The 21309-nt window shown below is 57.7% G+C and carries 23 protein-coding genes and 1 pseudogene; 6 read left to right on the forward strand and 18 right to left on the reverse strand.

The features are described from left to right. Positions 1 to 77: 77 nt before the first annotated feature. The 6 genes from rdgB to murI form a co-directional block, all read right to left on the reverse strand. The gene (gene rdgB, locus C1713_RS04490) at positions 78 to 704 is read right to left on the reverse strand and encodes an RdgB/HAM1 family non-canonical purine NTP pyrophosphatase (RefSeq protein WP_102493167.1); all 627 of its coding nucleotides are present in this window, start codon (positions 702 to 704) and stop codon (positions 78 to 80) included. A gap of 1 nt (position 705) precedes the next feature. Beyond that, on the reverse strand, positions 706 to 1452 hold the full coding sequence (rph, locus tag C1713_RS04495) for a ribonuclease PH (protein WP_102493168.1): 747 nt from the start codon (positions 1450 to 1452) through the stop codon (positions 706 to 708). A gap of 148 nt (positions 1453 to 1600) precedes the next feature. Next, a complete protein-coding gene (locus C1713_RS04500; RefSeq protein ID WP_009754180.1) occupies positions 1601 to 2263 on the reverse strand; it encodes a hypothetical protein in 663 nt (220 codons plus the stop codon). Further along, positions 2256 to 2774, reverse strand: coding sequence for a hypothetical protein (locus C1713_RS04505; protein WP_245871031.1), 519 nt, complete (start codon positions 2772 to 2774; stop codon positions 2256 to 2258). Before C1713_RS04505 ends, C1713_RS04500 begins: the two co-directional genes overlap by 8 nt. 43 nt (positions 2775 to 2817) lie before the next feature. Then, on the reverse strand, positions 2818 to 3252 hold the full coding sequence (locus C1713_RS04510; protein ID WP_006690900.1) for an acyl-CoA thioesterase: 435 nt from the start codon (positions 3250 to 3252) through the stop codon (positions 2818 to 2820). A gap of 11 nt (positions 3253 to 3263) precedes the next feature. Beyond that, positions 3264 to 4052, reverse strand: coding sequence for a glutamate racemase (gene murI, locus C1713_RS04515; RefSeq protein WP_102493170.1), 789 nt, complete (start codon positions 4050 to 4052; stop codon positions 3264 to 3266). Positions 4053 to 4257: 205 nt separating this feature from the next. Here murI and C1713_RS04520 point away from each other — a divergent pair, with 205 nt between their 5' ends. Continuing rightward, a complete protein-coding gene (locus tag C1713_RS04520) occupies positions 4258 to 5097 on the forward strand; it encodes a polysaccharide deacetylase family protein (protein WP_102493171.1) in 840 nt (279 codons plus the stop codon). A gap of 91 nt (positions 5098 to 5188) precedes the next feature. Here the strand turns inward: C1713_RS04520 and C1713_RS04525 are convergent, their stop codons facing one another. Continuing rightward, the gene (locus C1713_RS04525) at positions 5189 to 5383 is read right to left on the reverse strand and encodes a hypothetical protein (protein ID WP_009754176.1); all 195 of its coding nucleotides are present in this window, start codon (positions 5381 to 5383) and stop codon (positions 5189 to 5191) included. A 273-nt stretch (positions 5384 to 5656) separates the two neighbouring features. Here C1713_RS04525 and C1713_RS04530 point away from each other — a divergent pair, with 273 nt between their 5' ends. Next, positions 5657 to 5857 carry a hypothetical protein gene (locus C1713_RS04530; RefSeq protein WP_009754175.1) on the forward strand — a complete coding sequence of 67 codons (201 nt, stop codon included), beginning with the start codon at positions 5657 to 5659 and terminating at the stop codon, positions 5855 to 5857. Positions 5858 to 5953: 96 nt separating this feature from the next. On the opposite strand, the gene C1713_RS04535 is transcribed toward C1713_RS04530, so the two are convergent. Genes C1713_RS04535 through C1713_RS04565 form a run of 7 tightly spaced genes read right to left on the reverse strand, consistent with a single transcriptional unit; the run spans position 5954 to position 14199 of the window. Beyond that, positions 5954 to 6727, reverse strand: coding sequence for an ABC transporter ATP-binding protein (locus C1713_RS04535; protein ID WP_102493172.1), 774 nt, complete (start codon positions 6725 to 6727; stop codon positions 5954 to 5956). Positions 6728 to 6741: 14 nt separating this feature from the next. Next, complete coding sequence (locus C1713_RS04540) at positions 6742 to 7536, reverse strand: ATP-binding cassette domain-containing protein (protein ID WP_245870980.1); 795 nt, start codon at positions 7534 to 7536, stop codon at positions 6742 to 6744. Then, positions 7523 to 9040 carry an ABC transporter substrate-binding protein gene (locus C1713_RS04545; RefSeq protein ID WP_006693399.1) on the reverse strand — a complete coding sequence of 506 codons (1518 nt, stop codon included), beginning with the start codon at positions 9038 to 9040 and terminating at the stop codon, positions 7523 to 7525. Before C1713_RS04545 ends, C1713_RS04540 begins: the two co-directional genes overlap by 14 nt. A gap of 59 nt (positions 9041 to 9099) precedes the next feature. Continuing rightward, positions 9100 to 9927, reverse strand: coding sequence for an ABC transporter permease (locus tag C1713_RS04550; RefSeq protein ID WP_009754172.1), 828 nt, complete (start codon positions 9925 to 9927; stop codon positions 9100 to 9102). Beyond that, entirely contained in the window at positions 9924 to 10871 is a 948-nt protein-coding gene (locus C1713_RS04555; RefSeq protein ID WP_102493173.1) for an ABC transporter permease, read from the reverse strand. Before C1713_RS04555 ends, C1713_RS04550 begins: the two co-directional genes overlap by 4 nt. Further along, on the reverse strand, positions 10868 to 12328 hold the full coding sequence (locus tag C1713_RS04560) for a sucrose-6-phosphate hydrolase (protein WP_102493174.1): 1461 nt from the start codon (positions 12326 to 12328) through the stop codon (positions 10868 to 10870). Before C1713_RS04560 ends, C1713_RS04555 begins: the two co-directional genes overlap by 4 nt. Positions 12329 to 12333: 5 nt before the next feature. After that, positions 12334 to 14199: a glucose PTS transporter subunit IIA gene (locus tag C1713_RS04565; protein WP_102493175.1), complete on the reverse strand. Its 1866-nt coding sequence runs from the start codon at positions 14197 to 14199 to the stop codon at positions 12334 to 12336. Between the two features lie 220 nt (positions 14200 to 14419). Here C1713_RS04565 and C1713_RS04570 point away from each other — a divergent pair, with 220 nt between their 5' ends. The 4 genes from C1713_RS04570 to tnpA all read left to right on the forward strand — a co-directional run bounded on the left by C1713_RS04570 (position 14420) and on the right by tnpA (position 16829). After that, complete coding sequence (locus C1713_RS04570) at positions 14420 to 14782, forward strand: PTS glucitol/sorbitol transporter subunit IIA (RefSeq protein ID WP_009754168.1); 363 nt, start codon at positions 14420 to 14422, stop codon at positions 14780 to 14782. Positions 14783 to 14861: 79 nt separating this feature from the next. After that, complete coding sequence (locus tag C1713_RS04575; RefSeq protein ID WP_009754167.1) at positions 14862 to 15539, forward strand: flavodoxin; 678 nt, start codon at positions 14862 to 14864, stop codon at positions 15537 to 15539. Further along, positions 15539 to 16177 (forward strand): DUF4405 domain-containing protein, encoded by a 639-nt coding sequence (locus tag C1713_RS04580; RefSeq protein ID WP_102493176.1) that lies wholly within the window; start codon positions 15539 to 15541, stop codon positions 16175 to 16177. Before C1713_RS04575 ends, C1713_RS04580 begins: the two co-directional genes overlap by 1 nt. 178 nt (positions 16178 to 16355) lie before the next feature. Next, positions 16356 to 16829 (forward strand): IS200/IS605 family transposase, encoded by a 474-nt coding sequence (gene tnpA / locus C1713_RS04585; RefSeq protein WP_050342360.1) that lies wholly within the window; start codon positions 16356 to 16358, stop codon positions 16827 to 16829. Positions 16830 to 16966: 137 nt separating this feature from the next. On the opposite strand, the gene C1713_RS04590 is transcribed toward tnpA, so the two are convergent. The 4 genes and pseudogenes from C1713_RS04590 to truA all read right to left on the reverse strand — a co-directional run bounded on the left by C1713_RS04590 (position 16967) and on the right by truA (position 21304). Continuing rightward, positions 16967 to 18190: a type II secretion system F family protein gene (locus tag C1713_RS04590; RefSeq protein WP_102493177.1), complete on the reverse strand. Its 1224-nt coding sequence runs from the start codon at positions 18188 to 18190 to the stop codon at positions 16967 to 16969. After that, positions 18187 to 19292, reverse strand: a pseudogene (locus C1713_RS12350) (type IV pilus twitching motility protein PilT). The gene C1713_RS04590 and the pseudogene C1713_RS12350 overlap by 4 nt, the downstream one beginning before the upstream one ends. Next, positions 19285 to 20526, reverse strand: coding sequence for a GspE/PulE family protein (locus C1713_RS04605; protein ID WP_009754163.1), 1242 nt, complete (start codon positions 20524 to 20526; stop codon positions 19285 to 19287). Before C1713_RS04605 ends, C1713_RS12350 begins: the two are co-directional and overlap by 8 nt. Then, a complete protein-coding gene (gene truA / locus C1713_RS04610) occupies positions 20480 to 21304 on the reverse strand; it encodes a tRNA pseudouridine(38-40) synthase TruA (RefSeq protein WP_170950796.1) in 825 nt (274 codons plus the stop codon). The genes C1713_RS04605 and truA overlap by 47 nt, the downstream gene beginning before the upstream one ends. Between the last annotated feature and the right edge of the window lie 5 nt (positions 21305 to 21309).

The following is a 21309-nucleotide window of genomic DNA, read 5'->3' on the forward strand; positions in this document are numbered from 1 at the left end:
GAAAGATTGGGCAAAAGACGCCCTATGACGATATCTTCCGCTGCGGCACAGAAAGCTCGATGATCGATCAACATGCGTCATGCGCGGCCAAGGAGTGCACGCAGCTCCTCCCTCATCTGATCGAGTGCTGCACCGCGATGACTGATGGCGTGTTTTTCCTCACGTGAGAGCTCTGCCATCGTCCGCCCATCCGCACGATAAAAATAGGGGTCGTAGCCAAAGCCCTGTGTGCCGCGTGCTTCGTGGCGAATAAAGCCCGTACACGTTCCCTCTGCCGACAGTTCCCGTCCGTCCCGAAGTGCGAGCACGAGGGCGCAGTGATAGGCGGCGCGGGCATTCTCCTCCCCGCGTGAGCGAAGTTCCGCGATCAGCTTCCGATTGTTCGCCGCATCGTCGCCATGCACCCCCGCATAGCGCGCGGAGCAGACACCGGGGGCACCGTCCAGTGCCTCCACCGAGAGCCCCGAATCGTCGGCAAGCGCCGAAAGCCCCGTCTTTTCACGATAGTACTGAGCCTTGATGTGCGCATTCTCCATGAATGTCGCACCATCTTCGACCGGCTCTTCGATCGCACCGAGCTCCGGCTTCAGCTCATAAAGACGTGACAGTGGAACAAGGCGCACGGGCAGCCCGAGAAATGCCGTCTCCATCTCCCGCACCTTCCCTGCGTTTGATGTGGCAATCAGTATCGTCTTTTCCTTCATATTATCCCTCCCGTCCCGGCAGCCACGAGAGCACATCACCGAGGGCAACCTTCTGCTGATCGATCAGCGTGCGAATGCCTTGCTCACCGAGATCCAGCAGAGCATTCAGCTCCTTCCGTGCAAAAGCACGGCCTTCGCCTGTCCCCTGCACCTCGACAAAGGTACCTGCGCCCGTCATGACGATGTTCATATCGACCATTGCCGCAGAGTCCTCCTCATAGCACAAGTCAAGAAGCGGCTCATTTTCCGCATTGATGCCGACGCTGACCGCCGCCGCATAGTCACGTACGGGGAAGATACCGCGCTTCGCATAAAACGACGCACACGCCTCGACAAGGGCAACAAATGCTCCCGTCACTGATGCCGTCCGCGTCCCGCCGTCCGCTTGGAGAACATCGCAGTCAATGTGAATCGTACGCTCACCGAGTGCCTTCGTATCCACTACCGCACGCAGAGCACGTCCGATGAGACGCTGGATCTCCTGTGTCCGCCCCGACTGATGGCCGCGCACCGCCTCGCGCGCCGTACGTTCCGCCCCTGCACCCGGAAGCATGGAGTACTCAGCCGTCACCCAGCCCGTGCCCGTTCCCTTCAAAAAGAACGGCACGCGCTCCTCCACCGTCGCCGCACAGACGACGCGCGTATGACCGGTCTCAATGAGTGCGGAGCCATCCGCATAGCGCTGATAGCCGCGTTCGATCCGAACGGGGCGCAACTGGTCGGCACGCCGCAGATCTCTTCTTGGCATGAAATAATATCTCCTTTGGAAGTAATTCTCCCCTCCGGCTCGCGCTGTCCGTCGCACCGTGCCGCAGCAAGGCAAAATCCGCAACATAAAGCCTCCCCCGTCATGCGGGGGAGGGGAACCGCACAAGCGGGAAAGGGTACTGTATCATTTATGCCGTATGGCTCTCCTGATATTGACGATAATTCTTGATGACGCAGATCGGGGTCTTCTGTGATGCGTTGCCGAACGGATTGTCGAGCAGCAGCTTAGCGGCAAGTTCCCCATTTAATCCATCCGATACGCCGACCACACGTGAACGCTTGAGATCGTTGACATCCGCCACCATCGCGCCGAATGCTCCCACACGCGTCCGTATACGGTCTGCCACCTGGTCTGCATCCGCAGGACCATAGACAATCGCCTTGTCAAACGGCGGCATCGTTCCGGTCACATCGTCAATCAGCGCCGTTTCTCTGCCGCCCCAGCGGTAGAACATACCGCCTTTGCCGACGAGCTTTGCGAGAAAACCGGCAAAGAGGGCAAAGAGAACACGCCCCGTTCCCTCTACATCCATCAGGGACTGCATCCCATGCGGGCTGGCAAGGCTGCCGTAGTCCGGGATAAAGCGGCAGGCAAAACGTGCTGCGCGGGAAATGTGCAGCTGCTCCGGGAAGACAAACCGTCCCTGTGTAATCGCCACCACACTCTCAGCGCAGCAGACCAGATCGTCCGCCGTCACCTGCTCTCCTGCATAGTACTCAATCGCATCCACAATGTCATCCGCATCTGTCAGAATACGTGTCGGCACAGGAAGAATCTTCAGTTCAGCCATTCTGCACCTTCCCTTCCCGTACAAGCGCAATCCCGGCGAGCGCGGCAATCTCCGCCGCTGTCATCTTCATCAGTACCTTGGAATAATGCGCTGGCATGCGCCCCGTCTCCAGATAGATCAGATCCATGCGAAAATCCACCATGTGGGCAATCGCATCATCGAGTGTATGTCCGTTTCGTCCCTCAATGGAGAGCTTGAGGGCAAGATTTATGCGCTGCTTCTTCTCTATCAGTGCCGCCTCGAAGTAGTCATCCTCGCGCGGTGTCCCCTCACACTCCACCTTGCCGTGCACCAATGCGCCGTCGTACTGCTCATAGGGCAGCTGAACACGCAGGATCGCATCCATGATTGTCCCGCACTGCTTCCCCTCATTGGCAAAGGGAATCGTCGCACCGATCACCAGACGCTCGGGCGTCCGTTCCACGACAGAAAAGGGCGTCATCTCCTCCGTCTTCGGCACGATCACCTCCGTACCAAGATAAGCAAAGAGTATCTTCACGCCCGCATACACAATAAAAACGACTGCGATCAGCAGATGCAGCCACCACGAAAATTCAGATCCCAATGTCCCGTCCTTCTTTCTCCGCCGTCATCGCCGCTTCCATCGGCACATAGAACTCCTTGGGCAGGCGCGTTATATGTCCCGTATCGCGATGCGTAAATACATTTTCTGAGAAGCCGCTCACCAGCAGTGTCCCCGCCTGATTGAGAATGCGGTAGGAGAACACCATCTTGGCCTTTGTGAGCGCCGTCGCCGTGGTCTCGATCACCAGCTCATCATCAAAATGACCTGGTGCATGGTACTCCGCACCGACCTTCGTGATTGGGAATACGTACCCCGCCTCCATCAATGCGCCCAACGTGATGCCGATGCGCCGCAGATACGCGACGCGTCCGATCTCAAACCAGCGGATGTAGTTCGCATGATGCACGACCGCCATCGCATCCGTATCGTAAAAATTCACCCGATGTGTTACCTCAACCGGCATGAAAACTCCTTTCAAACAATCTCTTCCATTCGCGCGGCACGCGCGAGATCCGCCTCCATGTGCGCCAACTCCTCTGCACGCACAACGGGACGCCCCGACTCAAAAAACGTGCAGTGTGCGGTCTGCGCACCGATTGGCTGCGTTCGCAGCCCCGCTCGCCGCGCGAGCTCCTCCACCGTTCCCTCATTCCCATCCACGAGGCGCACATTCTGCGGCAAAAGCTGCCGCATCGTATCCTTGAAATAGTTGAAATGCGTACAGCCGAGCACGATCGCAGAATAATTCGCAAAATGATACGGGGCAAACGCATCCCGCAGGTACGCCTCCACCGCCGATGAGACGAACTCCTGCCGCTCGGCGAACTCCACCAGCTGCGGCAGTGCCAGGAGATCCACCAATCCGTTCGGGTCGCAGGAGGAAATCAGCCGTTTCAGCTTCTCCCCATGCACCGTGATCGGCGTCGCCGTAACGAGCACACGATGTTCCGCATCGCGCGTGAGCGCCTTCTTGACCGCAGGCTCCATCCCGATGATCGGCACATCGTAGAGACGGCGCATCTCATCTACGGCCACGGAGGTCGCCGTGTTGCATGCGACGACCACAGCATCGGCGCGCTGCTGCTCAATGAGAAAGCGAAACGCGGTACGAACAAAGCCGCGCACGGCGGGAACAGATTTCGTCCCATACGGCACATGATCGCGGTCAGCATAGAAGATAAACTCCTCCGACGGCAGCACACGGCGAGCATGACTAAGCACCGTCAGACCGCCATAGCCTGAATCAAACAGCGCAATGCGCATCTGTCCATCTCCTCTTCCTGATCGAAACCGACGGCTCTATTATAGCAACTTCTTCCTTCTTTTGCCATATTTGTCACAAAAAAGCCATAATAAGGCAACGGCGATGCACATAGATGCGATTAACAGAACTGTCTGCCTTGACAGAACAGATAGGATACGCTACACTTAACGCGTTGTTAATTTCTATTAAAAAGAAGGTATTTTAGTGAAATTCCCACGTTGGCTGCTCATTCCGATCGTTCTGATTCTCCTGTGTTTCGCTGCTGCGGTGCTGCTCATGTGCACATCCCCCGGCGTGCCCGTGCTCAACTACCATCAGGTCGAGGACAAGGACGGCAACCCACTCACACTGTACTGCGACCAGTTTGACCAGCAGATGGCATACCTTGCAGAAGAGGGCTACCATACGATCACGCTGGACGAGATGATGGACGCGGCGGAAAGCGGTGCACCGCTCCCTGCAAAGCCTGTCGTCATTACCCTCGATGACGGGTACGTTGACAACTACGAGTATGCCTATCCAATCCTGAAAAAATATGGATTCAAGGCAACGATCTTCCTCATCAACGATTTCACGGGCGTCTATCCAAACTATCTGACGTGGGAACAGATCCATGAGATGCAGGACTCCGGGCTGATCAACTTTGAGAGTCACACGATGACGCACGCGAATCTCTCGGAGCTAACCTCGCGCGACGAGCTGCGCCATGAGATCGCCGACTCCCGCGTCGCTCTCTCAGAGAAGCTGGGCAGAGAGATCAGCTACATTGCCTACCCGGGCGGACGCGTCACCAATGACGTCGAGGAGATCACACGCGCAGCCGGATACCGCGGCGGCTTCACCGTTCACTATGGTCTTTCTACACCTGCAGAGGGCGCATACCAAATGGACCGCATCCCCATCTTCGGCTGCAATACGCATACAATGACGCGCTTTAAGCTGCGGGTGGCATTCGCTCCGCTCATCGCACCATTTGAGGATCTGCGCCTGACCCTGCGTGCATGGGGACTGGCACTGATTGGAAACTATCTCCCGATCCCCTAAGAACGCGGTAAACGCGATGGTACTTAAACACAAGAACAGCCCCCGAGATTGCAGCTCGGAGGCTATTTTGTTTCCATTGTGCAGGCAGGGACTAGCACCTAGGCTCGTCGCCGTCAGTCTCACTCATCGAGCCATTTGCTGATATATCGTTGGCGATTTCATTTGTCAGCACTTCTGCCGTATTCTCTGTCGGCTCGTTCGAGGCTTCGCTAAAAACGTACTCCAGTAAGGAAGCCTCGATCTCCTCTCTGCTGTAAGGCGGCTTCTTTGTAGATAAATCCACCATCGTCAAGCATCTCCTTCATTGTTGATTCGCAACAATCAAACAGCCATCGTTTCCTTATCTTTGAATTCGGCACATTCGAGAATCTCCCTGCAATCCGTGCCTTGCGAGCTTCAGCGGTCTCTTCTGCCTCGATTATCGCCAACCGCCCCTTGGTTGTCAAGGAGATTCTACTCAGCAGAATATTTTTGTGAAAAATCTGTAAAAGATTGAGACAGGATTCAAAAAATATGCTATAATTCCGGTATTGGTTATTGTGTTTAAGGAGGGCTTTTCATGGATTTTGAAGCACTGGTGAAAGCGAAGTTTGACGAGGCTTATGCGGCGACGGAGCATCCGAAGAAATTCTTCCTCACAGAGAACGGTCGTGGTGTTGTCGACGGCGGTGATATGTATAACGCCCTGCTCCACGATGTGCTCGATGTCGTTCAGCGTGCTGTTGTTGGTATCCTGAAGGACAGCCATCACAATCACTAAGAACCGAAAGAATGTGGCCGCCGCACAGTTTAGTGCGGCGGTTTTCTTTATACAAAAAGACTGCATACGGAGCTGCAGCTCCGTACGCAGTCTTTTTTATGTGCAATCATGCGGCAGCTGTGCTGCAATCAGCCGTCGTGTGAAGGGGTGTACTGCCTCCCTCAGTGCCGTTGACGGCAGTTCTTCGACAATTTCACCATGCTCCATGACAAGAACGCGTGTGGTCATCTTCTGCACAACCGCAAGGTCATGCGTGACAAAAAGCCTTGTAAACCCATACTCAGAATGCAATTCGCGGATAAAATCCAGAAGAGCTGCCTGTGTAACAACATCCAATGCGCTGGTCGGTTCATCAAAGAGCAGCAGACTGGGACGAACAAAAAGTGCTCGGATCATCACTGCACGCTGAAGCTGCCCCCCGCTGAGCTGATGCGGCAGACGCTCTGCCGTATCGGGCGGCAGGTGTGCGCGCTCGAGCATCATATGCAGGGTACTGCGCTCCTCCCTGTCGGTGACAAGACCGAAACGGCGCAGCGGCTCAAGCAGAAACTGCCCGACCGTCATACGCGGACTGAATGCCTCGAGCGGATTTTGAAAAATCAGTTGGAGATGTCGGTAGACATCGCGCGGCCATCCTCTCTGCGCCGTTGTCAATGTCTGTCCCAAAAAGGAAATACATCCGTCAGACGGCGTTTCAAGTCCCGCAATCATCTGCAGGAGCGTGGACTTCCCACAGCCGCTTGCACCGACGATTCCGGTGATCTCTCCTGCATACAGGTCAAAGGACACCCCCCTGATCGCCTCGACGAGGCGCGTTCCCTCACGATAGGTTTTCTTTAGATCCTGAACGCGAAGAACATTTTCTTTCATACGCACCCCGATCCTCACGTCAAATACGGAACAGCATCCAGCAAGATCCTCGTATAGGGATGCGACGGACGGTGCAGGACATCCTCTGCCCTGCCATGTTCAACAAATCTGCCGCTCTGCATGATGTAGATCGTATCCGCTACATAGGCTGCTGCGTCCATATTATGTGTCACAAAGACGATGGAGCAGCCCTGCTCCCCCGCCATACGTTTTAGCCGATCGAGCAGACTGCGGCTCGCAATGACATCGAGTGCGCTTGTCGGCTCATCGACCAAGAGGAGTTTCGGCGCGAGCGAGAGTGTCATTGCCGTGGCAGCGCGCTGACGCATACCGCCGCTGAGCTGGAACGGATACGCCTCCATGATCTTTTCGGGATCCTCCAGACTCTCACGGCGCAGAGCGGCAATCGCGGTCTCCCGCCAATCGCGCCCTGCACCGTGCGCCTTCAGATAGTCGGAAAACTGTGCACCGATGCGGCGTATGGGATTCAGATAGGCACCGGGATCCTGGAAAAGAACGGCGATGTCCCGCCCCATCAGGTCGCTGCGCACGTACGCGGCAGCATCGAGCAGCTCCGTGCCGCAAAAGGAGATCGCGCCGCCGTCGATGATGCCGCCGTCCGGCAGAACGCCGATGACGGCGCGCAGGAGAGTTGATTTCCCGCAGCCGCTCTCACCGACGACAGCTGCAATCTCACCGCGCCTGACCGCCATCGTCACATCACGCAGCACACACTGTGCATGAATGCGCAGTGTCAGGCGCGCAATCGAGAGCAGGGAGACTGATCCGTCCGCCTTACTTCCCGCCAATCGTCAGATCCTTCGTGATGAGGTAGTAGTCGATCGGGTGCATATAGACGCCCGACACCTTGCTCGTCGCAACAACCTGGTTCGCCACGCTGAACAAGAAGAGGCTCGGCGTATCCTGCAGCACGAGGTTCTCAATCTGACCGGCGAGTGCAAGGCGTTCCTTGGCATCCGCAGAGTCGCCCATCCGCTTCAGGAGGCTGTCAACCTCGGGGTTGCTGTAGTGGCCGACGTTCTCCTCACTGGTCGAGCGGAGCGTCTGATCCAGATACCAGAACGGATCGTTTGTGCCGAGCGTGATCCAGTTACTCTCCGTCAAGTCGAAGTCACGCTTCGTTTTTGCCTCCTCGGAGTTCTGGATGCGGCGGATCGTCGCCTTGATGCCCGCCTGCTTGAGCTGGTTCTGCAGAGCCTCGTAGATCTCGGACTTGCTGCCCCACGCATTGATCGTCAGCTCGAGTTCCTTGCCGTCCTTCGTCACATAGCCATCTGCATTCTTCGCGGTATAACCTGCGGCGGCAAGCTCCTCCGCAGCCTTCGCGAGATCCGTATGCTGACGCAGCGACTCCTGATACGAGGGTCCGAGGTGCGGCGGGAATACCGCCCCAGCGACAGCTGTGCCGTTCCCCTCGATCTTCACCAGATCATCGTAATTAACCGCATAGCTGAGTGCACGGCGCAGATGTGCATCCGCAAGCACACGCTCGAGATTCATGCGGAACATATAGACACGCACACCCGTGATCTCATGGATCTTGTATTTGTCATTCTCAAAGAGACTGCGGCTCGCACTGTTGCACCGCTGGATGTAATCCACATCGCCCGCCTGCAGTGCCATCGCGCGCTTGTTGTCATCCTCGATGTTCTTGACCGTAAGCGTGTCAAGCCCGGGGGTGCCGTCCCAATAGTGCTCATTCTTCTTGAGCTGAATCTCCTCGTTCTTCTTGAAGCCGACAATCTGATAGGGCCCCGTCAGCACAGGTGCGGAATCCGCTTTCGAGAGATCCGCCTTCGTGTTGATGATAACAAAGGCCGGCTCCGTCAGTGCCGCCACGAGCGCACCGTACGGCTCCGTCGTCTCGATGAGGAGGTTCTGTCCGTCCACCTTGATCTCCTTGATCTTCGAGGACTTCTGCGAGCGCGGGCTCTCCTTCAGCGTACGCTCGAGCGATGCCTTGACGAGCTCCGGCGTCATCGCCTCACCATCCTGGAACTTCACATTCTCGCGGATGTGGAACCGCCACGTCGTCGGATTGACCGCCTCCCACTTGTCGGCAAGCTGCGGTGTAAACTCCATCTTGTCCGAGACTGTGACAAGCGTCTCACCTGCGCCGATGCGCGTCACCGTCCAGCCGTCCCACTCATGCGCCGGATCGACGGACTCACCGAACCAATACAGGGCAGCATTCAGATGCTTGCCCGCAGCCTCCTGTTTCTCCGAGCCGCAGCCCGCGAGAAGCCCCATCATCAGGAGCATCAGAGTCATGAGCACATACAGTTTTTTCATAGATTTTCTCCTTCTTTCGCCCAAAAACTACGCTAAGATACGATTCCCTGTCATACACATCACCCCCCGGACGGATCCATTACGTCGCGCAGTATATCCCCCATATAGTTGAACAGAAAGATCGTCACAAAGATCGCTGCCCCGGGGTAAATCATGAGCTGCGGGGCGGTCTGCAAATAGTCGCGCGCTCCCATGAGCATCGTTCCCCACTCCGGATAGGGCAGAGGCACGCCGATGCCAATGAGAGAAAGTCCCGCAACCGTGAGCAGAATCTCTCCGATATTTTGAAAAATGAGCACCAAGAGGCGCGGCAGAACATTCGGCAGGAGGTAGGAGGACAGTGCGCCCCAAAGCCCTGCCCCACTGAACACCGCATACCGTGCGTAGGGTTTCTCCCGCTCGGACTGCACGAGTGTGCGTGCAACGCGGGCATACTCCGCCCAATGCGTGAACGAGAGCGCGAGAATGAGATGCGGGATGCTCGGCCCGAGTACGCCGATCAGAGCGATGGAGACGACGAGCGACGGCATTCCCAAAAAGAAGTCCAGCAGTGCCGTCATGACGCGATCCGCCGTCCCCCGCAGGAATCCTGCGACCATCCCGACAGCGATGCCAAAAAATGCTGTGACTGCGACAATGAGCAGCGTGACCGACAGGCTGATCTGCCCGCCGTACAGGATGCGCGAAAGAATGTCGCGCCCGAGCTGATCCGTTCCGAAGAAATGCCCCGCCGTATTGCCCGTCAGACGCATCGTCAGATCCTGTTCATAGGGATCGTAGGGAGCGATATAGGGTGCAAGCACTGCGAGCAGCGCCCATACGATGAGCAGCATGCCGATGATGCAGAAATCCCGACGGCGCAGCAGTCTGCCCCACAGATAACTCATAGCTGACGCGCCCCCCCTTCCTGCATGCGGCGCGGATCCAAACGGAGACAGATGAGATCGGCGATGAAATTCATCACCACAAAAATCCCCGTCCCCCACAGGATATACGCCTGCATCAATTGATAGTCCTGCGCGAGGATTGCCGTCGTCATCAGCTGCCCCATGCCGCGCCATCCAAAAATCGTCTCAATGACGGCAGAGCCGCCGAGAATATTCCCGAGCGTAAGCCCGAGCATCGGGACAAGCCCCGTCAGGGCATTCGGCATGATATAACGCCATAGGACAACATGAGCCGGCAGTCCGAGCGCATGCGCCCCAACCACATAGTTTTTCCCATGCTCCTCGAGCAGAGCATTGCGAAGGCGACGAATATAGAGCCCCGCAATCCAGATGGCGAGAGCCGCAGCCGGCAGGATCATCCCGCGCAGGCCATCCGTCGCCGTCACAGGAACGAGACGCAGATGAACGGAGAATAGCAAAATCAGCAAAAGACCGACCCAGAAAGTCGGCAGAGAGATTCCTAGAAATGACAGGATGCGCGCAGCATGATCGATCCAGGTTCCATGCCGATAAAAGGCAAACAGACCGAGCGGAATCGCAGCCACTGCAGCAAACAGAACAGAGAGTCCCGCAAGCGCAAGCGTCCGTGGCAGTGCCTCACGCACCAAGTCCGCAACGGGAACTCCATAGGCGATGGAGTAGCCGAGATCGCCGGACAGTATCCCGCACAGCCAGTGCGCATATTGAACGATCAGCGGCTGATCCAGTCCCAGCTCCGCACGAAACTCCGCGACAAGCTGCGGGTCGGCGGGAACGCCCATCATGACAAAATGAAGCGCGACAGGGTCGACGGGCGAGAGCTGCATGAGCACGAATGTCCCGCCGGTCATGGCGAACAGCACGACCAGCATACTGACGAACCGCCGTAAGATGATGCCGCTCATATCGTGCCCACGGCCTCGTAGTGAAACGGCTCAAGCTCCCAGAGCACGCCCGAGAGGAGCCGCATATCGACGTCGGAGAAGACGCGCAGCGTCGGACGCACATCCTCCTCGGGGAAGATCGCAACGGTCGCTGCCTCCTCGCCGTACTGGAAGAATGCCTCGACGGCACTGTGGTCAACGTAGATGCGCAGCGAAAGAGTACGATCGACGTAGAGCTTAAAGCTGCGCGTACCGCGTCCTCCCTGGCGCATTTTCGTGCGGTCGATGGTCATGATCTGTTCCAGACGATTGTAGCGGAACACCAATTTCTCTGCCCCATAGACCAACTCAAGCGCAACGGTGTAGGCATCCCCTACCTCGATGTCGAGCAGCAACTCTGTGAGGTCAAAGAGCGCTGTCTCGAAATGGCTCGTTTGCTCCGCCTCCAGTGTGCGCTCTGTCTCACGGTGGCGCAGTGCCTTCAGTTCATGTACCGGCTCAGAAAAGATATGCCCCTGACGCAGTGTCAGCACACGCGGCAACGTGAGGCTGTGCATCCAGCCCTCCGCGCGCGTCGGGTAGTCGTCCTCACGGTCGGGCATCCCCATCCAGCCGATGAGAATATGCCTCCCCTCATGCGTCACGACCTGCGGTGCATAGAAGTCAAATCCGTGGTCGAGTTCCTTGAACCGCCCGTGCATGAGCATCTCCATCGCGTCCATGGACGCATGCCCTGCGATATAGCCAGACTGATAGAGATTCTGGCGGTCGTAGGCACGCGCGGGCACCCCCTGCGGGCAGAAGAGCAGGACGTCGTAATCCCCGAAGGAGAGGAGGTTCGGACACTCCCACATATAGCCAAAATCCTTCAGCTGTGTCTTCAGCTCGCCGCGGTAGACCCAGCCATCCGCCGTCTCGCGGTAGATGAGGACACAGCCGCGCTCTTCCTCCGTCTGCGCCCCGATGATGAGATAGCGTACGCCGTCGCGCTCAAACAGATAGGGATCACGAAAATGCGCCGTAAAGCCGGGCGGCGGCCCATCGATGATGATCTCCTCTTTTTTCACCATCCCCGTCGCCTTCGTATACGTGCCGAAGCGCTGTACGGAACTGCGATTGCCCTCCGCATCCTTCGCGTTGCAGGTGTAGAGGACGCGCAGCCGCCCGTCCTCCTCCGCAGCGCACCCCGAGTAACATCCGTCCTTATCATGTGCGTCGCTCGGCCACAGGGCGAGCTGGGGCACGCTGTAGGTACAGAAGTCGCGCGTCTTCGTGTGTGCCCACGATTTATTTTTATGCGCACAGCCGAAGGGATTCCACTGATAGAAAATATGCCAGCCATTGTGGTAGGCGAGCCCGTTCGGATCGTTGATCAGTCCAAATGGCATTTCGAGATGAAAGCGATTGTGAGGGCGATCGGTGAAGGGAAAGCCCTCCGCCAACCGTGTGTCAATGTCCCGCTTGTCAAAATTCTCCACAGCGCTCACTCCTCCGTGCGAAAAACGACAAAGGTCAGACCAAAGGCGACGGCAAAGCCGATCACGTTGACGAGGATGTAAGCGGGCAGATGATCAAGATAGAGCAGCGTCCCGGGCAGAACGGTGATACCCATGCCCGTCCCCGCGAGATGCAGGAAGCCCGCCACTGCGCCCGCGCACGCCCCGCCGACCAGGCCGCAGATAAACGGGCGCATAAAGCGCAGGTTGATACCGAAGATCGCCGGCTCTGTGATGCCGAGGAAAGCAGGAACAGCCGAGGAAATATAGAGGGCACGCTTTTTTGCATCACGCGTACGCGCTGCGACCGCAACGGCGGCACCGCCCTGTGCCACAATCGCACCGGTAATGATGGCGTTGAACGGGTCAACACCTGTCGACGCGAGAAGCTGCACCTCAAGCGCGTTGAACACATGATGCACGCCGAACACGACGATCACCTGATGCAGACCGCCGACGACAAAACCGCCGATGCCGTACGGCAGCTCCAAAAAGGCACGTACTGCGCCGAAAACACCGATCTCGAGTGTGTGCATGATCGGTCCGATGATGAGGAGCCCGAGCAGCATAGAGACAAACAACGTAAGGAACGGCGTGACAATGAGGTCAATGATATCGGGCACAAAGGTCTTGAACCATTTCTGCAAACGCGCCGCAAAGATACCAAGTACGAGTGCGGGCAGAACCGAGCCCTGATAGCCGACCACGGGAATTGGAATCCCGAAGATCTCCATTGAGAGAGGAACGGCATCCCCCGCCGCGATCGCATAGGCGTTCGGCAGCTGCGGAGCGACAAGCATCAGACCAAGCACAATGCCGATGACGGGCGTTCCGCCGAAGCGGTTCATCGTCGACCAGCAGACGAGCGCGGGCAGGAAGGCAAAGGCCGTATCCGTCAGGATCTGACTCATGCGCAGGAGATTTTCGTTCATCTCGATGCCGAGACTCTGTGCCATCCCGCGCAGCCCCATGAAGAGTCCTGTCGCAACAAGCACGGGAATGACGGGGACAAAGACGTCGCCGAGGGTGCGTGAGACCTTCTGCAGCGGCGACATCTGCTCGTATGCCTCCTGCTTTCCGCTGCCCGCAGTCGAGCCGAGATTCGTCCCCGCGACGAAGGCGTCATAGACCTTGTCGACAAATCCCGTCCCGAGGATGATCTGATACTGGGCGGCGGCAAAGAACTGTCCCTTCACGCCGTCGATGTTCTCGATCGCCTTCTCGTCGATGATCGTCTTGTCGTTGACGATCAGTCGCAGACGCGTCGCGCAGTGCTCGGCACTACGAACATTCCCCGCTCCGCCGACATACTTCCAGATGAGCTTTGCGACGCGCTCTTCCTTTGGCAGATTCGGGTCAATGTCGTCCTCTGCCGCCTCCTCTGCCGCAGCCTGCGTCTCCGCCGTGGCTTCTGCATTGTGAGAGGAAATTTCTGCCCCATCCGACACCAGCGTGATCGTCCCATAGTCTGCCGCATTGGTCACAAGGATGGGCGTCGTCGTCTCATAGCCGGCCGCGCGGATGGCGGCGGGATCGAACTCGATCAGCAGCTGCCCCTTCTTCACCGTATCGCCCTGCGCCACATGCGCAGTAAAATGCATCCCCCCGAGTTTCACCGTATCCACGCCGACGTGGATGAGGATATCCACGCCATCTGTCCCGTGAATCCCAATGGCGTGCTTCGTCTCAAAGAGCACAGTTACCTCGCCATCCACGGGAGAGACCACATGGCCCTCCGGGTCGGCTACCGCCGCACCGCGCCCCATTGCCCCGCTCGCAAAGGCGGGATCCGACACCTCCGACAGCGGGATCAGCCGCCCCTGCAGAGGACTGTCCAAACGAATGTCCTTCATGTAAATTCCCCCTTATGGAAACGCCGATACATTCGGCACTTCCTTAGAACCCCACGCCCCATGCGCATATCCTTCTAAAATTTTACTAATTTTTCTTTTCATTGTCAACGGAGACCGCCTATATCACGGCATAATCGGCAAAATCATTTTACAACCCAAAGCCCATGTGATAGAATAACTGTGGAAGGTTTTATTGTATACCATGGGGAGGGCATAAGAGATGGCTGTAAAGTATGAAGTCAGTGTGACTGCCATCGGCAAACTGGCGCGCAAATTCCTCGAGACCAACAGCAGCATTATCCTGCTGGACGAGGGAGCACACCCCAATCTCGCCGAGATGGTCATTGAGCACACATCAGGCGATCTGAAGAGCGACATCACCGTCGGAGATACGCTGACGTTTGGAAAGCAGAAATATAAGGTCACACGCGTCGGTGAGAACGCAAATGACACGATCCGCGACAGCGGGCACTGCACGCTGCTCTTTAACACAACAGGCTCTATGCCAGGGCAGATCGAACTGGAGGGCGGTCCCGTACCTCCGATCTCAGTGGGACTGAAGTTTTCCTTCTCCGGGAAATAAAACCAAAGAAACTGTGAGAGCCAGATCAACTGTAATGCACTCTGGCTCTTTTCTGTACGCACAATGAAAGAGAATATCCATGAAAAAAATTCTCGCCGTATTGCTTGCCGCGCTGCTTCTTCTCACGCTCGGCTGCGGGAGTAAAAATACGGCAGCCGACGACGCAGAGGAAGATCATGCTGCCCTCGACCTCTCTCAACCGCTGAAGCCCCCTGCTTCCTTTGAAGGAAAACGCGTGCTCGTTGCATTCTTCTCGCGCGCAGGGGAAAACCACGAAGTTGGCTACGTCGAAAAGGGAAACACGGCGCTCCTTGCTGAGCAGCTTGCAGAGCTTATCCATGCGGATGCCACGTTCGAGATACAGACTGTCATCCCCTACCCGATCGACCTCAAGGAGATGACAGAGGTGGCAAAAGAGGAGCAATCCAAACAGGCGCGCCCGCTGCTCGCATCAAAATTCGATGATATGGCGCAGTACGACATCATCTTCCTCGGCTATCCGATCTGGTACCAGGATCTACCGATGCCGATCTACACCTTCCTTGAGAGCTATGACTTCGCAGATAAGGTCATCATCCCATTCTCCACCGGATCGGGCAATGCAATGAGCGGCAAAGAGGCGGATATCCCGAACTATGCCAAGGGCGCGGCGGCGTTTCCGGGGATGTGCATCCGCGGCAAGACGGTGCGTGACAATGCGACAGAGACAAATAAGCACATTGCCGTCTGGCTGGAGGGATTGGGGTACCACAACTGATGCGCCCCCTGCTCTTTGTCCTCATCACGCTCCTCATGTTCTTTCTGCCAAACCGTTTGCTGACGACGGAGCCCGTGCATGAGTATCTGGGCTGTGCCCTTCTCATCCTCGGCGGCATCCACCTGTGGCTCGAGCGCGCCTATCTTCGCGCGCTCTTTTGGCGGCGCCTGCCGATGACGGCACTCAACACGGTGAACATCATCATGCTCCTGCTCCTTGCCGTGACCTTGGTATCGGGCATACTCATCTCCCTCTACGCTCTTCCCATTGTGCGTCTGCGCGGGCTCGCATCCATCTACGTCCACGCAGTCCACCTCTCTGCCGGTGTGCTGCTCTTTCTCGTCGTTGGCGTGCATGTCGGTCTGCATGCCCGCATGCTGTGGAGAGCTCTGCTGCGCCGTATCCCGCTGCGTATCCCACGGACGATGCCACGCGTTCTATATGTCGTCGGTATTCTTTTGACGGCAGCAGGCATTCACCGCTTTATCACGACGCGCATCTACGACAAGATCCTCTTTGAACATCTATCATTTGGCGGACTTACGGGAACATGGACATACCAGTGCGACCTGCTCCTCATGTTCCTTGCCTGCGCATGCCTCGCCATCTTCTATCAGTCATGGCGCATGCGGAAATAAAAATAAAAAGACGCTTTTCACTATACTGTGAGAAGCGTCTTTTTGTATAAAGAAAACCACGCGATAGTCGCGTGGTTGGAAAGAGCTTAAGCGGTGAACAGAAAATCCCCAGTGTGCTAAACTATGCGTAAGCCTGCCAGCCTAAAAATAGTGAAGACACTAGGGAGGAAACAGCACTATGTCGAAACAACAAAATGCCGATACGCATAGTTTAGCACACACAAAGTGGAATTGTAAGTATCACGTTGTGTTTGCACCGAAGTATCGGCGAAAAGTATTCTACGAAGGGAAACGGCTGGAAATCCGGGAGATCCTAAGAAAGCTGTGCGCGTGGAAGGGGGTAGAGATCATTGAAGGGGAGATCTGTCCGGATCATATCCACCTGCTGTTAAGTATCCCGCCGAAGATCAGCATATCGAGCTTTATGGGATACCTAAAGGGCAAGAGCAGCTTAATGATATTCCAGAAGTATGGGAACATGAAGTTTGCATACCGTAATCGAGAGTTTTGGTGCAAAGGGTATTATGTCGATACCGTAGGAAAGAACACCAAGGCGATTAAGGAGTACATAGCTGACCAGCTGAAGAAGGATCGGGAGCAGGATCAACTGAGCTTGTTTGACCCAAGAGACCCATTTATGGGTGGCAAGTAATCTGTGCATGGCTGGCAGGCCAATAAAAGGCGTACTTGTACGCTGCCAATTACATAAGGGCTATGCCCGAAAATGAAAAACCACCCGCTATGCGGGTGGATATTTATTTCGTAAGTATTGCGTTTATCCCATCGCCATTACATCATCGCATCCATCGCGTCGAAGATCGGTAGGAGAAAGGAGAGTACGGCAAAGAAGATGAGCCCCGCGACAACGACGATCATCATCGGCTCGGCGAGTGCCGTCACACGTTGTCCAATGGTTTCCGCCCGGCGTGCGCAATACTCGGCTGCCTGCGGAAGAATGCGTTCCAATTCCCCCGCCTCCTCGCCTGCGGCTAGCATACCACGCACGAGAGACGGCAGATAGGGGTCATCTGCCATGATCTGTGTGAGGCTGCGTCCCTCGGTAAGTCGCTGTTCTATGCTGCTCAGCTGACGGCGAAGCGCACGATTTCCCGTTGCCGTGCATGCCAGTGCAATGGCGCGGTCGAGGCGAATCCCACTGCGCAGGAGAACGGCGAGAACGCATAGGATCATCTGCCACGCACGACAGCGGATGAATACGCCCACAACGGGCAGCCGCAGGATGCAGCGGTCACAGAGAAAGCGCGCCGTCGGAATGCGCAGGAGCAGCCCGATACCGAGGGGCACGGCGAGAAGGAGACATACCGTCGCCACAGGCGCATCGGCGATCTGTGCCGACACCGTGACGAGCAGCTGTGTCGGCAGTGGAAGATCGGCATGCAGATCCGCGAGGAGTGCCGCGAAGATGGGCAGAATAAAGACGGTCATGAGGACGATGGAGAGCACGACTGCCGCCAGTAAAAAAAGCGGATAGAGGAGCGCGCTCCACAGTGCCTCGCGCATACGGTACTCCTCTGTGAGAAACGACGCTGCCGCTCCGAGCACGACATCGAGCGAGCCGCTCTCCTCCCCCGCGCGTACCATGCCGATGAGAACAGGGGAAAAGATCTGCCTCTTCGTCTCCATCGCCTGTGAAAGCGGCATCCCCTGCATGGCCGCATGATGCAGAGCATGGAGCAGCCGTCCCGACGATGATGTTTCTCCCACGCCGTCGCGCAGGCGTTCCAGTGCGCGGTGCAGGGGAAGTCCCACGGCGAGAAGGGCAGATAGCTCCTGAAAGAAGGCGATTCTCTCCTCGTCCGTCACGCCGCCACGGCGCGACAGCCACTGCTGTGTATGCTGCGGCAGGCGCAGCGTCCGTCGCTCCTCGATGCGCACGGCCGTCTCACCGCGCTCCATGAGCATCCGTGCCGCTGCCGGCGCGCTCTCGGCTTCAATGATGCCGTGTATCTTTCGCCCCTCTGCCGTGCACGCCGTATAAGAAAATATCGTCATGCGAGGACGCCCCGTGCACGAAGCTCGGCCTCTGCCATCTCCGCCGTCTGCATCCCCTGCGCAGCACCGCTCATCATGAGCGTCTCAAGCTGATCATAGCGTCCCTGCCGCAGGACATTTCGCACGGCGGAGGTACCAACCAGCGTCTCAAACGCGGCAATACGGCCGCCGCCCCGCCGCGGCAGAAGGCGCTGAGCAAAGATGCCGCGGACGACATCGGCAAACTGTGCGCGCACCGCATCCCGCGCATCCGCCGGAAAGAAACTCTCCACGCGGCGCGCCGCCTGCGCGGCCGTCCCCGCGTGGATTGTAGATGGGGATAAGAGACAGCCTCTACGCACTTCCCATTGTGCGTCTGCGCGGGCTCGCATCCATCTACGTGCCCGCTGTACACGACAGGACGACCAAAGAGAGCAGCCGGTCTCATGAGCTCAAAGAGATGTTTCGCCGCGAGGAGTGTCGCCTCAATGGTTGCACGGTCACGGATCTCACCCACGAGCAGGAGGTCGGGATCCTCACGCAGCGCACTGCGCACAGCATCGGGAAAGGAAGCAAAATCCCGCCCCTCTTCCCGCTGACTGAAAAAGGCACGATCTGCGGCAAAAACATATTCGACGGGATCCTCAAGTGTGATGATATGGAGGGAACGCGTATGGTTGACCGCATCAATGAGCGCGGCAAGCGTTGTCGTCTTGCCTGCCCCCGTCGCTCCGCAGAGCAGTACGAGTCCATCCCTCATCTCAAGAGCCGTACGCACGGCAGACGGCATACCGACCTCATCGGGCGTCATGATGCGCTCAGGCAGGAGACGCAGGGAAAGAGCCATCCCCTCCTGCGTTCGATAAAAGTTTCCTCGAAACCGCCGTCCCTCCCAGTTCCACGCGGCATCGACATCCTGCACAGAAAGAAGAGCGCGCTGCGCATCCGAGAGCATTTGACAGGCACACGCCTCCATCAGTGCCGCTGTGGGAATGAGATCCTCCGCCATCAGCATGCCGTCACGGCGCAGCTGTATCTGCTGATGCGGTGCCGCATGGAGATCCGAGGCATTCACTGTCATCATGCGGCGCAGCAGTTCCTGCCACGCGTCCGTTTCATCCATAGAGTGCACGCTCCACCTCCCCTAACGTCGTCTCCCCTTCGATAGCCTTTGCCGCGCCGTCCTGCCAGAGAGAGCGCATCCCCTCCGCCCCTGCCGCGCGCCGCAGATCATCTCGCGATCTCGCTCCGAGGATCGCCGTGCGGATATGCTCGGAGATGGGCAGCATCTCATGTATCGCCATGCGTCCATGATAACCGCTCCCGCGACAGTGCGGGCAGCCGCGCCCGCGCACGAGCGTCATCCCTTCATGATAGAGCGATCCGAGGAGAAGAGCCTCATCTGAGCCTGCAGCGACGGTGTACGTCTCACGACAATGAACGCAAACACGGCGCACAAGCCGCTGGGCTACGACCCCCGAGAGCGTCGCTGCGAGCAGATAGGGCGGCGTCCCCATCTCGATCATGCGAAAAATCGCGGCGACACAGTCCTCCGTATGGAGCGTCGAGAACAGCGCGTGTCCCGTGAGGGCAATACGCACCGCCATCTCCGCCGTCTCACGGTCGCGGATCTCGCCCAAGAGGATCTTCTGGACATCCTGCCGCAGTGCTGCCCGCAGTCCCGCGACAAAGGTCAGCCCCGCCTCTGGACATACGGCAAACTGACTGATTCCGTCAATACGCCGCTCCACGGGATCTTCGAGCGTCATAATGTGACAGTTTGGGTCATTGAGCTCGGCGAGTGCCGCATAGAGCGTCGTTGTCTTGCCCGAGTTCATCGGTCCACAGACGAGGAGGAGCCCCGTCGGTCGATGGATGAGTCGTTCAAAAATCGCTTCGTTTTCCGGCGTGAAACCGAGCTCCCTGCAGTGAAGGAATCGCTCCGTCCCGTCCATAATGCGCACAACCATGCGCTCACCGCCCACGACAGGAAGAACCGCCACGCGCATATCGACGCTGCGCTCCCTGTGTGGATAGCGAATCTGCCCATCCTGCGGACGGTTGCGCTTCGCCGTGTCGATGCCCGCCATCACCTTTAGACGTGCAATAACTACCGGAGCGATTGCCGCCGGCAGCAGGATCGGATACGCGCGCAGCAGCCCATCGACGCGGACGCGGATGCGCAGTCCTTCCTCCATCGGCTCAAGATGGATGTCCGTTGCCTCTTCATCCAGTGCTGCATCGAGGACGGCATCCACGAGCGTCAGTACATGACTGCCGCGTCCCTCCGGACGAGACGGCAAGCGCATTTCACGTACGGCATTTGTCACAAGACGCTGCAGCATTTCCTGCTCCATCGGTATGGCTCCTTTCCGATGTGCCGTCATAATCCACCGCGAGTAGATACAGCCCGCCGGCCGGAGCCGTGGGCGGCGCGAGCCGACGATCCCGTGCCGCAAAGATCTCCGCAAAGCGATCCTTGGAGATACGCCCCGTACCGACCGCCACAGCCGTACTGACGATATTGCGCACCATGTGATAGAGAAAGCCCGTGCCGTGGATATAGAGCGAGAGACGCCCCTCCCCCTCCGCCGTCAGACGGATCGTATCGAGCGTACGGACGGGCGACATCGGCGCACCACCCGACGCACGAAATGAGGAGTAGTCATGCGTCCCCTCAAGGAGATGCAGCGCCGCCCGCATCGCATCGTAATCGAGCGGCTGAAAAATCTGCCATGCATAGCTGCGTGTGAAGGGATCCGGCACGCGGCACTCCTTCATGCGATAGACGTATGCCTTGCCCGTCGCACTGTGCCGTGCGCTGAAATCCCGCGCTGCCTCCCACGCCTCCGACACGACAATATCCGGCGGCAGGAGGCCGTTCACCGCACGCGGCAGGCGCTCCGTCGGGATGCGTCCGTCCGTGAAGAAATTCACCACCTGACCATAGGCATGAACCCCCGCATCCGTGCGCCCCGCCGACGCAAGCTCCACCGTCTCACCGCAGACCTGGGCGAGCGCCGCCTCAAGAACATTCTGCACGGCACGGATGGGCGGCGTCTGCCGCTGAAAGCCGTGATAGTTCGTCCCATCGTAGGCGACCTTCAGCGCGATATTTCGCGCACGCGCCTTCATCATCG

Origin of the sequence: Centipeda felix, assembly GCF_900186465.1 — a bacterium.
Lineage (GTDB): Bacteria > Bacillota > Negativicutes > Selenomonadales > Selenomonadaceae > Centipeda > Centipeda felix.